At 66.7% G+C, this 14,674-nt stretch carries 18 protein-coding genes and 1 pseudogene; 9 read left to right on the forward strand and 10 right to left on the reverse strand.

Annotated elements, in window-relative coordinates:
• Positions 1-48 precede the first annotated feature (48 nt).
• Entirely contained in the window at positions 49-846 is a 798-nt protein-coding gene (locus G6N18_RS02470; RefSeq protein WP_083000823.1) for an SDR family oxidoreductase, read from the reverse strand.
• Positions 847-886: 40 nt separating this feature from the next.
• On the opposite strand from G6N18_RS02470, the gene G6N18_RS02475 reads away from it, so the two are divergent.
• Genes G6N18_RS02475 through G6N18_RS02500 form a run of 6 tightly spaced genes read left to right on the forward strand, consistent with a single transcriptional unit; the run spans position 887 to position 6,191 of the window.
• Positions 887-1,570, forward strand: coding sequence for an HAD family hydrolase (locus G6N18_RS02475; RefSeq protein ID WP_083000622.1), 684 nt, complete (start codon positions 887-889; stop codon positions 1,568-1,570).
• Positions 1,571-1,626: 56 nt separating this feature from the next.
• A complete protein-coding gene (locus G6N18_RS02480) occupies positions 1,627-3,084 on the forward strand; it encodes a sugar porter family MFS transporter (RefSeq protein WP_083000620.1) in 1,458 nt (485 codons plus the stop codon).
• A gap of 37 nt (positions 3,085-3,121) precedes the next feature.
• Entirely contained in the window at positions 3,122-3,403 is a 282-nt protein-coding gene (locus G6N18_RS02485; RefSeq protein ID WP_083000619.1) for a phosphoribosyl-ATP diphosphatase, read from the forward strand.
• Positions 3,404-3,441: 38 nt separating this feature from the next.
• Entirely contained in the window at positions 3,442-4,287 is an 846-nt protein-coding gene (hisG, locus tag G6N18_RS02490) for an ATP phosphoribosyltransferase (protein WP_067223060.1), read from the forward strand.
• A gap of 42 nt (positions 4,288-4,329) precedes the next feature.
• Entirely contained in the window at positions 4,330-4,812 is a 483-nt protein-coding gene (locus G6N18_RS02495) for a DUF4126 family protein (RefSeq protein WP_083000617.1), read from the forward strand.
• An 8-nt stretch (positions 4,813-4,820) separates the two neighbouring features.
• Complete coding sequence (locus tag G6N18_RS02500; RefSeq protein ID WP_083000822.1) at positions 4,821-6,191, forward strand: FAD-containing oxidoreductase; 1,371 nt, start codon at positions 4,821-4,823, stop codon at positions 6,189-6,191.
• On the opposite strand, the gene G6N18_RS02505 is transcribed toward G6N18_RS02500, so the two are convergent.
• The 6 genes from G6N18_RS02505 to G6N18_RS02530 form a co-directional block, all read right to left on the reverse strand.
• Entirely contained in the window at positions 6,188-6,544 is a 357-nt protein-coding gene (locus G6N18_RS02505) for a DoxX family protein (RefSeq protein WP_407663544.1), read from the reverse strand. The genes G6N18_RS02500 and G6N18_RS02505 overlap by 4 nt on opposite strands.
• Positions 6,544-7,188 carry a flavodoxin family protein gene (locus tag G6N18_RS02510; protein ID WP_109749389.1) on the reverse strand — a complete coding sequence of 215 codons (645 nt, stop codon included), beginning with the start codon at positions 7,186-7,188 and terminating at the stop codon, positions 6,544-6,546. Before G6N18_RS02510 ends, G6N18_RS02505 begins: the two co-directional genes overlap by 1 nt.
• A gap of 1 nt (position 7,189) precedes the next feature.
• Positions 7,190-7,690, reverse strand: coding sequence for an SRPBCC family protein (locus G6N18_RS02515; protein ID WP_083000616.1), 501 nt, complete (start codon positions 7,688-7,690; stop codon positions 7,190-7,192).
• Positions 7,687-7,998, reverse strand: a complete 312-nt coding sequence (locus G6N18_RS02520; RefSeq protein ID WP_067222760.1) for an ArsR/SmtB family transcription factor — start codon at positions 7,996-7,998, stop codon at positions 7,687-7,689. Before G6N18_RS02520 ends, G6N18_RS02515 begins: the two co-directional genes overlap by 4 nt.
• A 115-nt stretch (positions 7,999-8,113) precedes the next feature.
• A complete protein-coding gene (locus G6N18_RS02525) occupies positions 8,114-8,911 on the reverse strand; it encodes a thioesterase family protein (protein ID WP_067222764.1) in 798 nt (265 codons plus the stop codon).
• A complete protein-coding gene (locus G6N18_RS02530; RefSeq protein ID WP_083000614.1) occupies positions 8,908-9,801 on the reverse strand; it encodes a RecB family exonuclease in 894 nt (297 codons plus the stop codon). Before G6N18_RS02530 ends, G6N18_RS02525 begins: the two co-directional genes overlap by 4 nt.
• Before the next feature lie 74 nt (positions 9,802-9,875).
• Here G6N18_RS02530 and G6N18_RS02535 point away from each other — a divergent pair, with 74 nt between their 5' ends.
• Positions 9,876-10,709 (forward strand): tRNA (adenine-N1)-methyltransferase, encoded by an 834-nt coding sequence (locus G6N18_RS02535; protein WP_083000612.1) that lies wholly within the window; start codon positions 9,876-9,878, stop codon positions 10,707-10,709.
• Positions 10,710-10,790: 81 nt separating this feature from the next.
• Here the strand turns inward: G6N18_RS02535 and G6N18_RS02540 are convergent, their stop codons facing one another.
• Genes G6N18_RS02540 through G6N18_RS02550 form a run of 3 tightly spaced genes read right to left on the reverse strand, consistent with a single transcriptional unit; the run spans position 10,791 to position 12,135 of the window.
• Positions 10,791-11,084, reverse strand: coding sequence for a DUF503 domain-containing protein (locus G6N18_RS02540; protein ID WP_083000610.1), 294 nt, complete (start codon positions 11,082-11,084; stop codon positions 10,791-10,793).
• Positions 11,085-11,093: 9 nt separating this feature from the next.
• Positions 11,094-11,636, reverse strand: coding sequence for a lipoprotein LppK (locus G6N18_RS02545; protein WP_234806113.1), 543 nt, complete (start codon positions 11,634-11,636; stop codon positions 11,094-11,096).
• A gap of 7 nt (positions 11,637-11,643) precedes the next feature.
• Complete coding sequence (locus G6N18_RS02550; RefSeq protein WP_083000608.1) at positions 11,644-12,135, reverse strand: MTB12 family secreted protein; 492 nt, start codon at positions 12,133-12,135, stop codon at positions 11,644-11,646.
• Between the two features lie 146 nt (positions 12,136-12,281).
• Between G6N18_RS02550 and arc the strand changes: the two genes are divergently transcribed.
• Both arc and G6N18_RS02560 read left to right on the forward strand, forming a co-directional pair.
• Entirely contained in the window at positions 12,282-14,123 is a 1,842-nt protein-coding gene (gene arc / locus G6N18_RS02555) for a proteasome ATPase (RefSeq protein WP_083000607.1), read from the forward strand.
• A 95-nt stretch (positions 14,124-14,218) separates the two neighbouring features.
• A pseudogene (locus G6N18_RS02560) lies at positions 14,219-14,582 on the forward strand (hypothetical protein); the annotation flags it as partial.
• Positions 14,583-14,674 lie beyond the last annotated feature (92 nt).

A 14,674-nucleotide genomic window follows, 5' to 3' on the forward strand; every position in this document is an offset into this window, starting at 1 on the left:
TTAACGCACAGCGCCGGTGGGGGCCGCAGTCGGTCACACGGTACTGAGTCAACGGAACAATTCGGCGTTGCGGGCGGCCCACCGGGCGACGGACTCCGCGGGCGTCCCGGTGAGCTCGGCGACCAGTTGGTTGGCCTGCTGCGGCTCGGCGTCCTTCATCAGCTCGAGGTACCAGTCGACCTCATCGCCCATCACCGGCCGCAGTCGGTCACGCGCCTCGTCCAAGCCGCACTTTTCGAACCTGACCTCGGCGCCGATGCCGACCCCTATCTGCTCGGCGATCTGCGCGCGGGTCAGCGCTTCGGGACCGGTGAGCTCGTACATCTGACCGAAGTGCGTTTGCTCCGGTTTGACCAGCAGCGTCGCCGCCACTCTGGCGATGTCGGACATCGAAATCGGCGCCTCGACCATTCCCGGATAGGGCTCTCGCACTGTGCGGCTGGCCATGATCGGTTCGGACCACATGGCGAAGTTCTCCAGGAACTCGCCCGGCCCCAGCTGGGTGTTCACGAGGCCGGATACGGCGATGGTGTCTGTGTACTCCTGCCAATGCGCGCCGCCAGACAGCGCGACGACGTACTGCACGCCGGCTTTCTCGGCCAGCTCGAGAGTGACGTCCAAGGTCGGCGGGAACGGTGCCAGATACATCCGCTCCACCCCCTCCAGGGCGGCGGGCAGCGTTTCCGGGTCGCCGAGATAACCCGTGATCGCCGCCACTTCGTCCGGCAGGTTCGCCTTTGCGGGGTTCTTGGTCAGCGCGCGGATGTCGTTGGCGCCCAATCCGTTCAGATGATCAACAACAAGGCGGCCGATGTTTCCAGTGGCTCCGGTCACAAGAATCGTCATGATTTTCACCGTACGTGCCCCCTCTGACAGAATCGGGGGCATGCGTGCGGTCCTCTTCGATATGGACGGCACCCTCGTCGACACCGAAAAGCTCTGGGACATCTCACTGGCGGCGATGTATGACCACCACGGCGGTCATCTCACCTCCGAGATGCGTGCGTCGCTGGTGGGCAGCTCGGCCGAGAACACCATCACGACGGTGTATGCCGACCTCGGTCTCGATCCGGATCCCGTGGCCATGGCCGAATCGAACCGCTGGCTGCACGACTACACCGCGGAGTTGTTCGATGGCGGGCTGCAATGGTGCGACGGTGCCCGCGAGTTGTTGGAATCCCTTGCCGCCGAAGGGATTCCGATGGCCCTGGTTACCAACACGCAGCGGGCGTTGACCGATCGCGCATTGAACAGCATTGGGCAACACTACTTTTCGGTGACCGTATGCGGTGACGAGGTGGCCCGCGGCAAACCCGCTCCCGACGTGTATCTGCAAGCGGCAGAGTTGCTGGGCCTGCGGCCGGCAGCTTGTCTGGCGGTCGAGGATTCGGTCACCGGCACGGCGGCCGCCGAGAGCGCCGGATGCCCGGTACTGGTGGTGCCCAACGATGTAGCGGTGCCGGGCGGCCCGCGGCGTCGCCACGTTTCGTCGCTCGTGGGACTGCGCACCGCCGATCTGCGCAGTGTCCATTACGACCTGACCGCGCGCAGGCAAGACCGCACCGCCTGACCGCCGCCTGTGATTGAATGTGACGTCCATCACCCAAATCTGCAGAAGGGTGTCGCATGGCCCACGGTCCCGTCGGTGATTCCTCGTCAGGTTTGGATTACGAAGAATCCGAACACAGCGGCCGCGTCATCCGGATCGCCTCCGTAGCGGCCCTGGGCGGCCTGCTTTTCGGCTATGACAGCGCCGTCATCAACGGGGCGGTATCGGCGGTCGAGGACCACTTCCAGATCAGCAAGACCGTGACGGGCGTCGCCGTCGCGGCCGCGCTGATCGGTGCGGCCCTCGGTGCGGTGGTCGCCGGTCGGCTGGCCGACAAGATCGGCCGGCTGTCGGTGATGAAGATCGCCGCGCTGCTGTTCCTCATCAGCGCCTTCGGCACCGGCCTGGCCGTCAACGTCTGGATGTTCGGGATGTTCCGCGTCGTCGGCGGCCTCGGCGTCGGCGTGGCCTCCGTCATCGCCCCGGCGTACATCGCGGAGACCTCGCCGCCACGGATCCGCGGTCGGCTGGGCTCACTGCAACAACTGGCCATCGTCACCGGAATCTTCGTATCGCTGGCGATCGACGCACTGCTGGCGCATCTCGCGGGCGGGTCCCGTGAAGAACTGTGGCTGGGCATGCAGGCGTGGCGTTGGATGTTCCTCGTCATGGCGGTGCCCGCAGTGCTCTACGGCGGCCTGGTGTTCACGATCCCGGAGTCTCCTCGCTATCTCGTTGCCACATACCGGATTCCGGAGGCGCGGCGGGTGCTGAACACGTTGCTGGGGGAGAAGAACCTCGAGCTGACGATCACCCGCATCAAGGAATCGCTGAAGTCGGAGAAGCCGCCGTCGTGGAGCGATCTGCGCAAGCCCACCGGCGGGCTCTACGGCATCGTCTGGGTCGGTGTGCTGCTGTCGGTGTTCCAGCAGTTCGTCGGCATCAACGTGATCTTCTACTACTCGAACGTGTTGTGGGAAGCCGTCGGTTTCGGGGAAGGCCAGGCGTTCATCATCACCGTGATCACGTCGGTGACCAACATCGTCACCACGCTGATCGCGATCGCGCTGATCGACAAGGTCGGCCGCAAGCCGTTGCTGCTGGTCGGGTCGACCGGCATGGCCGTGACGCTGGGCGCGATGGCGATCGTCTTCGGCACCGCGCCGGTGATCGACGGCCAGCCACACCTCACCGGCGCCGCAGGACCCATCGCGCTGGTCGCCGCCAACCTGTTCGTGGTGTCCTTCGGCATGTCGTGGGGACCGGTGGTCTGGGTGCTGCTCGGCGAGATGTTCCCCAACCGCATCCGCGGTGCCGCGCTCGGCCTCGCCGCCGCCGCGCAGTGGCTCGCCAACTGCGCGATCACCGCCTCATTCCCGGCACTCGGTGATTTCTCGTTGGGAATCGCCTACGGCATCTACGCCGTCTGCGCGGTGCTGTCATTCCTGTTCGTATGGCGGTTTGTCGCTGAAACCAAGGGTAAGCACCTCGAGGACATGGGCAGCGAGGTGCCGCATCAGCAGGAGCCGGTCTGAGCACCGCCGCAATCCGCGTGACCCCGGGGCGGCAAGCGTGACACAATCGCCTGCCGTGAAGACCTTCGACGCCTTGTTCGCCGAACTCGGCGAACGCGCCCGGACCCGCCCCGCCGGCAGCGGCACCGTCGCCGCGCTCGACGGCGGTGTTCACGGGCTCGGCAAGAAGATCCTCGAGGAGGCCGGCGAGGTGTGGCTGGCCGCCGAACACGAGAGCGACGAGGCCCTGGCCGAAGAGATCAGCCAGCTCCTGTACTGGACGCAGGTGTTGATGATCGCGCGCGGCCTCACCCTCGACGACGTTTACGAGAAGCTCTGATGTCTGCTCTTCGCCCGAGCGGCTCATCGCCGAGCCGCGTGCTGCGCGTCGCCGTCCCCAACAAGGGCACCCTGTCTGAACCGGCGAGCGAGATCCTGTCCGAGGCGGGTTACCGGCGCCGCACCGATCCGAAGGACCTCACGGTCGTCGACCCGGCCAACAACGTCGAATTCTTCTTTCTGCGCCCCAAGGACATCGCGATCTATGTCGGCTCGGGGCAGCTGGATTTCGGCATCACCGGGCGCGACCTGGCCGCAGAATCGGATGCACCCGTGCGCGAGCGGCTCGCGCTGGGCTTCGGGTCGTCGACGTTCCGGTACGCGGCGCCGGCCGGGCGTCAGTGGCGCGTCGAGGACCTCGCCGGCAAGCGAATCGCGACCGCGTTTCCGAACCTGGTCCGGAAAGACCTTGCCGCGCACGGTATTGACGCGACGGTGATCCGCCTCGACGGTGCGGTGGAAATATCTGTGCAACTCGGTGTCGCCGATGCGATCGCCGACGTGGTCGGCTCCGGCCGCACGCTCGGCCTGCACAACCTGGTCGCGTTCGGTGATTCCCTGTGTGACTCCGAGGCGGTGCTCATCGAGCGCGAAGGCGCCCCGGACAGCCCTACCGGCGGCCAGTTGGTGGCTCGCGTGCAAGGTGTGGTGTTCGGGCAGCAGTACCTGATGCTCGACTACGACTGCCCACGCAGTGTGCTCGACGAGGCGACCGCGGTCACCCCCGGACTGGAGTCGCCCACCATCGCTCCGCTCGCCGACCCGGCGTGGGTGGCGGTGCGCGCGTTGGTGCCCCGGCGCGATGTCAACGCGATCATGGACGAGCTCGCCGCCATCGGAGCGAAGGCGATCCTGGCATCCGACATCCGGTTCTGCCGCTTCTGATTCAACCTGAAGTGGCCGCTCAGGCGTGTTAGCGTCCCGGGCATGACGCTAGCGTTCGTTCTGTTGCTCGCCCTGCTGATCGGTGTGATCGCCGGTCTGCGCGCGCTGACGGCCCCCGCGGTGGTCGCCTGGGGCGCCGCTCTCGGCTGGATCGACGTCGACGGCAAATGGTCGGAGTGGATGGCGCACCCGATCACCGTCGCGGTGCTGACGGTCTTCCTGCTCGTCGAACTCGTCACCGACCAGCTGCCCACCTTGCCGAGTCGCAGGACCGCGCCGCAGTTCATCACCCGGATCATCATGGGCGCATTCGCCGGTGCCGTCATCGGCAGCTCGCACTTTCACACGTTCAGCGCGATGGGCACCGGCATGATCGGTGCGGTGCTCGGTACATTGGTCGGGGCGGCGGCGCGCCAACGCTTCGCCGACGCCCGCAAAGGACAGGACCGCCCGGGGGCGATCATCGAGGACATCGTCGCGGTCGGCGGGGGATTCCTGATCGCGTTCCTGGTCAGCCTGGTGTGAACGGCGCTGTGACACAGCGGTTCGACGCGATCATCGTCGGCGCCGGTCAGGCCGGGCCGCCGCTGGCCGGCCGGCTCACCCAGGCAGGGCAGAAGGTCGCGGTGATCGAGCGCAAACTCGTCGGCGGCACCTGCGTGAATTACGGCTGTATACCGACCAAGACGCTCGTCGCCAGCGCGCACGCCGCCCATCTGGCCCGCCGCGGTGCCGAATACGGCGTCGGCACAGGCGAAATCAGCATCGACATGGCGAAAGTCAAGGCGCGCAAGGACAAGATCGTGCTCGGCGACCGCGACGGTGTCGAATCCTGGCTCAACGGCATGGACGGGTGCACATTCATCCGCGGCCACGCACGGTTCGAGGACCCGCACACGATTCGCGTCGACGACCACGTGCTGCACGCCGACAGGATCTTCCTCAACGTCGGCGGCCGTGCCGTGGCACCCGACCTACCAGGCCTCGCCGAGATCGACTACCTGACCAACGTCGGCATGCTCGAACTCGACACCGTCCCCGAACATCTCGTCATCATCGGGGGCAGCTACATCGCACTCGAATTCGCGCAGATGTACCGCCGCTTCGGGGCCCGTGTCACCGTGATCGAGAAGGGGCCCAGGTTGACGTCCCGCGAGGACGAGGACGTCTCGGCTGCGATCAAGGACATCCTCGAGAGCGAAGGTGTCGATGTTGTACTGGACGCCGACGCGATCCGATTCAGCAAGACCGACAACGGCTTCGACGTGGTTCCCGCCGATGGTGCGGCACCGATCGCGGGAAGCCATGCGCTCATCGCGGTCGGGCGAACGCCCAACACCGACGACCTCGGGCTCGACAAGGCCGGCGTCGAGACCGACGCCCGGGGCCATATCGTCGTCGACGACCAGTTGCGCACCAACGTCGAGCACATCTGGGCGATGGGCGACTGCAACGGCAAGGGCGCGTTCACCCACACGTCGTACAACGATTTCGAGATCGTCGCGGCCAACCTCCTCGACGACGACCCGCGCCGCGTCAGCGACCGGATCACCACCTATGCGCTCTACATCGACCCGCCGCTGGGCCGGGCCGGGATGTCGGTGGCCGAAGTTCGCAAGTCGGGCCGAAAGGCGTTGATCGGCAAGCGCCCCATGACAAGGGTCGGTCGCGCGGTGGAGAAGGGCGAGACGCACGGCTTCATGAAGGTGGTCGTGGACGCGGAGACCGAGCAGATCCTCGGCGCGGCGATCCTCGGGGTAGGCGGCGACGAGGTGATCCACGCCATTCTCGACATCATGACCGCCAAGAAGCCCTACACCGCGATCTCGCGCACGATGCACATCCATCCGACGGTCAGCGAATTGGTGCCTACGATGCTGCAGGAGATGACGCCGCTCGATTAGAGCCGCGCCAAGTCAAGCGCGAGTGTCGCCACCGCCAGCGCGAGAAAGGCCGCCGGGTAGGCGATGTTGCCGAACACCCGATAGCGGATGTGGAAAGCGACCGCGCCGATGAAGAACAGTACGAGGCCGACCGCCGCCGCGAGGCCGATCACCGGGACACCGAACAATCCGACGATCAGGCCGGCCGCTCCGGCGGCTTTGAGCACACCGAGCGGTACGATGGAGCGGTCCGAGAGGTGCACTGCGGCAGCGTTGTCGAGCACGAATTGGGCACGGGCGAAGTCCGCGACGGCCGCTGCGAGGTTGACGCTGGCGGTGACCACCGTGACGACGACGTACGCGGTGGCCAGCATCAGCGAGCCGCCGACGAAACTGCAGGAGACGATGCCGCTGGAGTGACGGACCGGCCGACCTTGAGTTGGCGGGTCACGATCGCCACCCGCCAGCCGAGGTGCCGGAAGGTCTGCACATCGGACGGATGCACCTGGTCGGGGTTGGCGTCGACGTCGGTCTGCGCGCCGGCGCCGAGCCAGAAGCCCAGCCGGTTGAGATCGCTGTCGCTACTGCCGGAACTGTTCCAACCCGGCCCCAAACCCAAACTGACCCAATGCATATGGTGCTGGGTCGCGAAGACCGCCATCGACACCAGCGTGTTGAGCTTGTCGCCGCTTTTGGCGCCGGAGTTGGTGAACCCCGCCGCGACCTTGTCGCGCCAGTCGCCGTTGGCGCACCGCCGCCCCGTCTTCTCGGCGAACGCCTGGAAGCCGGCCGACAGATTGCCCATGTATGTGGCGCTGCCGAAGATGATGCCGTCCGCCCCGTCGAGAACGTCCCAATCCGCGTCGGTCATCTGGTCCACGGGCAGCATCGTGACCGCGGCGCCGGCTTCGCGCGCACCAGCGGCCACCGCGTCGGCGAGCGTGGCGGTGTGACCGAAGCGGGAGTGATAGGCGATCGCAATCGCAGGCGCGGCGATATCGGATCCGTTGTGAGACATGTCAGTTCGCCTCCGCGTACGCCTGGTTGACTTCCTCACGGCGGCGGACCCAGTCGGGCAACTCGGTGCCGGACAGGTAGGCCTGTAGCCGGTCCAGGTAGGCATGCGTGCCACCGATGAAGCCGCTGGCGTTGCGCACCCCCAGCCCGCGGTGGGTGAATTTCAGTAGCGTGCCGGCGCCCTCGGCGGTCAACTCGTAGCGCACCACACCGTCCTCGACGATCGGTTGCCGCCACTCGTGTTCAAACACGTGGGGTGGGTCCCAGACCAGAATCCGACCCGTCATCCGCTTGCGGTCCGGTGGCAGGGGAGGACCCGTCGCCACCATCTCGATCGACCCGCCCGCGCGCGGGTCCAGCGTCGTCGCGCCGAACCATTCCTTGCGCTCGTCGGGGTCGGTGATCGCCGACCACACCGCCTCGATGGGAAACGGCAGCCTGCGCTCGAAGGTCAGCACGGCACGGTCACCGTCGATCGTCAGTCGTCCGTCACGATCGCTCATCGTGTCTCCTTGTTCCTCAAGTGGCGTTCCAGGGCATCGAGATGGTCGGTCCAGTAACGGCGGTAGCGGGTGATCCAATCGTCGATCGCGATCAGTCCGTCGGCGCGTAACGCATAGATGCGACGTTGCGCGTCGGGTCGGACCTCGACGAGTCCGACCTCGCGCAGCACCCGCAGATGCCGTGACACCGTCGGCTGGGTCAACTCGGGCAACGTCGCGACCAGTTCACCCGCGGTGCGTTCGCCGTCGATCAGCGCGTCGAGCAGCGCCCGGCGGCTGGGTTCGGCGACCGCTTCGAAGACGTCCATGCGGCCAGTATTGCATCACATCTATATAGATGCAACCCTATATAGACGCGCCAGCGACTAAGAGCGTAGGAAGAACTACCCGACCTGCTTGAAACGCCCTCGGGCTATTCGACATTCATGGGCGGCGCTGCACCAGCAAGGTCTGCGCCGAGGTTCCGATGAACCCCTGCCGGTCGAACAGGTCGGCGGTCGTCACGCCGATGCCGTCGGGTCCGATCGAGCCACGAGCTCGCACCGCGAAGTCGTCGCCGACCGGCAGGCGGTGCAGATGGACGGCGGTGTCGGTGTTCATGAACACGAACCGCTGCGGGTCCAGCGCCGCGCCCGCGCCGTTGGCGCTGTCGACCACCATCGCCAGCCGTTGCAGATCCGTCGTCGGCTCCGAATCGACCAGCGCGACAAGCGGACTCATCCAGACCACATTTCCGGCCTCACCGGTCTCGGGCTGGCGCCGCCAGCTCACCGTCTCGAGGTAGCCTTTCGCGCCGACCCAGCCGTGCGGCACCGGCACAGATTCACCCTCGATCAGCGGGGGATAGCGGTCGGTCACCGCGTCGGCGGTGTCACTCGTTTTCAACAGCCAGGCGGTGACGCGGGCAACCGCGCGTTGACCGCCGCCTGCCCTGTCCGCTGACATCTCCGCCACCATCAGCGAGATCCGTGCGCCCGGGCGGTCGACCCAGGCACGCACCCGCACCCGGGCGACCGGAATCGCGCCCAGGATGTCGAGAGTCAACCGGCCGATGCGCAGACCCGAATCACCGGCCAACTCCTCGATCCGTTTCGTCATCAGAGCCAGCGGCGGTGAGCCGTGCTGAATCTCTGGATCCCAGTTGCTGCGCGTCCCGTCGGTGGACTCGAAGACGTCGAACTCGCCCTCGGCGCCGACGCGCCGGTAGTGGCAGTCGATCACGCCGCCGGCTCCGCCGCGGCTCGCAGTACCGGCTCCTCGACGGAATCCGATCCTTCGTCGGGTGCCTCGGGCCAACCGGGATACGGCGGCGGGGTGCCACCGAACACCGGGCAGTGGGCATGGTGTGCGCACCAGTCGCACAGCGCAGACGGATGCGGTCGGAAATCGCCTGTGGCACCGGCGTTCTGGATAGCCCGCCAGATCGCCGTCAGCGTCTTCTCGAACCTCGACAGTTCCTCGCGGTCGGGGGTGTAGTCGAGGATCTGGCCGTCGGCGAGGTAGATCAACCGCAGCCGGGCGGGCAGCACGCCACGCGAACGAAACAGCGCCACGGCGTAGAACTTCATCTGGAACATGGCCTTGAACTCGGCGAGCGCACGAGCCTCCGGCGGCGCCTTGCCGGTCTTGTAGTCGACCACCCTCAGTTCACCGGTCGGCGCGACGTCGATGCGGTCGACGAACCCGCGCAGCAGCGTCCCGTCCTCGAGCTCGACCTCGACGCGCTGTTCGCAGCCCTGCGGGTCGAATCGGGTGGGATCCTCCAGCCGGTAGTAGCCGGCCAACAGGGCGCGCGCCTCGGCCAGCAGTGCCGCCCGCACCTCGGGTGCGAACTCATCGGCGACGGCTGGTTGCTCGGCTACCACCGCGTCCCAGGCCGGGTCGACGAGCGTCAGCGCGGCATCGGGACCGCGATCTGCAGCGGGTAACGCGTACAGCTTCTCCAGCGCGGCGTGCACGACCGAACCGCGGACCTGGGCGACCGATACCGGCTCCGGCAGCCGGTCGATGGCGCGGAATCGGTAGAGCAGCGGACACTGCTTGAAGTCGGCGGCCCGCGACGGGGACAGCGCCGGGCGCCGCCGCGTCGGCTCACCACGCTCGTCGGTCATAGGGGCAGCCTAGGACCGGACCCCGACAACCCCGCGCACCCGCGGCGGCGGGTCAACTGGCAGGCTGATGGGCTGTGCCAAGAACCGGTCCGTTCGCCGTCGGCGATCGAGTGCAACTGACCGACGCCAAGGGCCGTCACTACACGATGGTGCTGACCCCGGGCGGGGAGTTCCACACTCATCGCGGCATCATCGCGCTCGACACCGTGATCGGGCTGCCCGAGGGCAGCGTGGTCAAATCCACCAGCGGTGACCAGTTCCTCGTGTTGCGCCCGCTGCTGGTCGACTACGTGATGTCGATGCCCCGCGGCGCGCAGGTCGTCTACCCGAAGGACGCCGCGCAGATCGTGCACGAGGGTGACATCTTCCCGGGCGCCCGCGTGCTGGAGGCGGGTGCCGGATCCGGTGCGCTGACGTGCTCGCTGCTGCGTGCCGTCGGCTCCGACGGGCGGGTGGTGTCCTACGAGGTCCGCGCGGACCACGCCGAACACGCCGAACGCAATGTCGTGACGTTCTTCGGTGCGCGCCCGGCCAATTGGGAGCTGGTCGTGGCAGATCTCACCGAATACTCGGGTCCAGAAGTCGACCGCGTGGTGCTCGACATGCTGGCGCCGTGGGAGGTGCTCGGCACGGTGGCCGACGTGCTGGTGGCCGGCGGGGTGCTGATGATCTACGTCGCCACGGTCACCCAACTGTCGCGTGCGGTGGAGGCGCTGCGCGAACAGCAGTGCTGGACCGAGCCGCGGGCCTGGGAGAGCATGCAGCGCGGCTGGCACGTCGTCGGCCTGGCGGTGCGCCCACAACACACGATGCGAGGGCATACCGCGTTTCTCATCAGCGCGCGAAAGTTGGCGCCGGGCGCGGTGGCGCCGATGCCCGCGCGACGCAAGCGCCAGATCGGAATTTAGTAGCGATCGCCCCAAACCGACGCAATGGTCGAAATCCGCGTGCGGAAACGACCAAAGCGTCGGTTTCGGCGCTAGGTCCGCTCAGTCGGTGTTGCGGCGCAAGCCGCGGGTCGCAGACAGCAGTTCCATCTCCGGCCGCGCGGCCACCAACCGCTCGGCGGCGTCGAGGACCTCGACCACATGGCCGCGGTCGGCGGCCACCAGGGCGACACCGACATTCGCGCGCCGATGCAGATCCTGCGCGCCGGTCTCGGCTGCCGAGACGGCGAATCTGCGGTGCAGTTCAGCGATCACCGGACGGATCGCGGAGCGTTTCTGTTTGAGCGACCGCACGTCGCCCAACAGCAGGTCGAATTCGATCCAGCCGATCCACATATCGGCGGGTCAGGGCGTCGGCGTGGGCGCGGGATTCTCGCCGAGGGGCAGCAGCGCGTCGGCAGTCCCGCGGGTCAACTGCCAGTGATTGTCGGCGAAGCGGAACTCCATCGGGAACGTGAAGTCGCCCGCCTGCGGGTCGGCGGCCTTGGCGGTCACGGTCGCCAGCACGACGCCGTTGGCGCCGTCGGCCCATGCGAGGTCCTTCGCCTCGAAGGTGGCCGGCGCGTAGCCGCCATCGCGCAGGGCCGTTGCGAACTTGTCCATCGCCGCGCCGTCGGCGGGTGTGGCGTTCTCGACGAGGTCGAGCTTGTCGGCGCCAGGGATGTTCGCGTCGGCCATCCGCGCCAGGACGTCGGTGAGCGCATTCGGAGGCGGCAGCGGGGCGATCGTCGACGGCGGTTGCGCGGCGGGCACCGGCGACGACTCGGTGGCCGGGGGTACGACTGGCGCCGGCTGGCTACCGGGCTCTTCGGCACCACATGCACATAGCCCGAGCGCCGTCGCAATCGCGACGGCGCTCAAGGCTGCGGCACGGGTGGTGCGGTGCACCGGGCTCCTAGCCGACGGAGGACAGCAGCGCCATGAGCGACTGCTTGGACATCTGCCAGCCGGTGGGGCTCGGACCGGGTACGAACTGGATGTTCTGGCTGGCCGTGCCGCCGGTGGCAGCGGTCGCGGTCACGTCGGCCGACACCACGGCGCCGTTCTGGTCGATGTTCGCCACCGAGAAGGTCAACGGGAATTTGCCCTCGGCGGCAGCCTCACGAAGCTTGCTGTCGGCGAGTCGGCCCTCGATACGTCCGATGCCGCCCTGAACGTAGGGCGCCTTGCCGGCGGAAGTGCCGCCGGAGCCGAGCGCCTGCAGGGTCTGCAGCAGCGGCCCTTCGAGATCGGGGGCGGGCGCCTGCGGCATCGGGACGTCCCATACGACCGGGGTGACGGCCGGTGCGGAGGCGACGCTGGAGGATGCAATGGATGTCACACCTGCCGCGGCACCGCCGACGACAGCGACCGCTGCGACGCCGGTAACGAGGGATTTCAGGAGCACGATTTTCCTTTCGATGGGCCCAACTCAGCAGAGAGGTTAACAAGTGGTGCAGGTGTGTCGAATTGCTACACCGCACACAATGGCTGAATCGCCGGTAGCGTTGATGTTGTTACTGCACCAACTCTCGGTGCGGGGAGGGGCGCAACATGAGTGAATCAGAGCGTTCTGAAGCCTACCCAGAAGGCTTCGACACCCACGAATCAGGCATGTCCAGCGAGGATGCGGCCGAGCTCGAGGAGCTCCGCCGCGAGGCCGCAATTCTGCGCGAGCAGTTGGAGAACGCGGTCGGCCCGCAAAGTGGTCTGCGTAGCGCCCGAGATGTCCACCAGCTCGAGGCGCGGATCGACTCACTCGCCGCCCGCAACGCCAAGCTGATGGAAACCCTCAAGGAGGCCCGTCAGCAGCTGCTCGCATTGCGCGAAGAGGTCGATCGACTGGGACAGCCGCCGAGTGGTTACGGGGTGCTGCTGGGCGTTCAGGACGACGACACCGTCGACGTGTTCACCTCCGGGCGCAAGATGCGGCTGACCTGCTCACCGAACATCGACGCCAAGGCGCTCAAGCAGGGCCAGACCGTCCGCCTCAACGAGGCCCTGACGGTCGTCGAGGCCGGCAACTTCGAAGCGGTGGGCGAAATCAGCACGCTGCGCGAGATCCTGTCCGACGGGCACCGCGCGCTGGTGGTCGGCCATGCCGACGAGGAGCGCATCGTCTGGCTGGCCGAGCCGCTGGTCTCGGCCGAGCACCTGCCCGACGGATACGACGACGACGACCTCGACGACAGCCGGCCCCGCAAGCTGCGTCCGGGCGACTCGCTGCTGGTCGACACCAAGGCCGGTTATGCGTTCGAGCGCATTCCGAAGGCCGAGGTCGAGGATCTGGTGCTCGAAGAGGTGCCCGACGTCAGCTACAACGACATCGGCGGCCTGGGCCGGCAGATCGAGCAGATCCGCGACGCGGTCGAACTGCCCTTCCTGCACAAGGAGTTGTACCGGGAGTACTCGCTGCGGCCGCCCAAGGGTGTGCTGCTCTACGGTCCGCCCGGCTGCGGTAAGACGCTGATCGCCAAGGCGGTGGCCAACTCGCTGGCCAAGAAGATGGCCGAGGTCCGAGGTGACGACGCCCGCGAGGCGAAGAGCTACTTCCTCAACATCAAGGGGCCGGAACTGCTGAACAAGTTTGTCGGCGAAACCGAGCGTCACATCCGGCTGATCTTCCAGCGCGCCCGGGAAAAGGCGTCCGAAGGCACGCCGGTGATCGTGTTCTTCGACGAGATGGATTCGATCTTCCGCACCCGCGGTACCGGCGTCTCGTCGGACGTCGAAACGACGGTCGTCCCGCAGCTGCTTTCGGAGATCGACGGCGTGGAGGGCCTGGAGAACGTCATCGTGATCGGCGCGTCCAACCGCGAGGACATGATCGATCCGGCGATCCTGCGGCCCGGCAGACTCGACGTCAAGATCAAGATCGAGCGGCCGGATGCCGAAGCGGCACAGGACATCTTCAGCAAGTACCTCACCGAGCAGCTGCCGGTCAACGAAGACGATCTGGCGGAGTTCGGCGGCGACCGGCCGCTGACCATCAAGGCGATGATCGAGAAGGTCGTCGACCGGATGTACGCCGAGATCGACGACAACCGCTTCCTCGAGGTGACCTACGCCAACGGCGACAAAGAGGTCATGTACTTCAAGGACTTCAACTCCGGCGCGATGATTCAGAATGTCGTCGACCGGGCCAAGAAGTACGCGATCAAGTCGGTGCTGGAGACGGGCAAGCGGGGGCTGCGAATCCAGCATCTGCTGGACTCGATCGTCGATGAGTTCGCCGAGAACGAGGACCTGCCCAACACCACCAATCCCGATGACTGGGCACGGATCTCGGGCAAGAAGGGCGAGCGGATCGTCTACATCCGCACGTTGGTCACCGGCAAGAGTTCGTCGGCCAGCCGTGCCATCGACACTGAGAGCAACCTGGGCCAGTACCTGTAGGTCTCTTCTGCCGCGACAGTGCGTGCTTGCACACGACACGCCGGTCTGCGCATGCATTTGCGCACGCTCGCGGCCGTCGAGACACATTGGAGCGCAAGAGCTTCGGCGGAATCGAGATGCTGCGGCAGGCCACCGCCAAGCTCGCCTCGATGAAACCGGCGCCGTACCAACTGAACCGCGTGGATCGCAAGGCTGTCTTCACCTTCGACGTCGGACGCGAGATATACGAAACTCGTCGACCCCGACGGAAGGCGCTGGGTCATGCAGAAGTACAGCCAGACGGTGAACCCGTCGCTGTCCTTGGCCGACCTTGCCGGCCTGGCCGACAAGCTGTCGTTGCCCGCGGGATGGTCCTACCAACCGCGCACGCTCACATCGCCGCTGGTTGTCGACATCGCCACCAAGGATGCCTGTGTCACGGAGGACGATCTCGCCAACAGCTACTCAGTGCAGGCGTAGGGCTCCGTCAGTACACGCACACTCGTACATGCGTGAGCGTGCGCAGATGTCTGCATTTGCGCGGCGTGTCGTCGACAAACACGCACGCTCGC

The sequence above is a fragment of the Mycolicibacterium celeriflavum genome (genome assembly GCF_010731795.1).
Lineage (GTDB): Bacteria > Actinomycetota > Actinomycetes > Mycobacteriales > Mycobacteriaceae > Mycobacterium > Mycobacterium celeriflavum.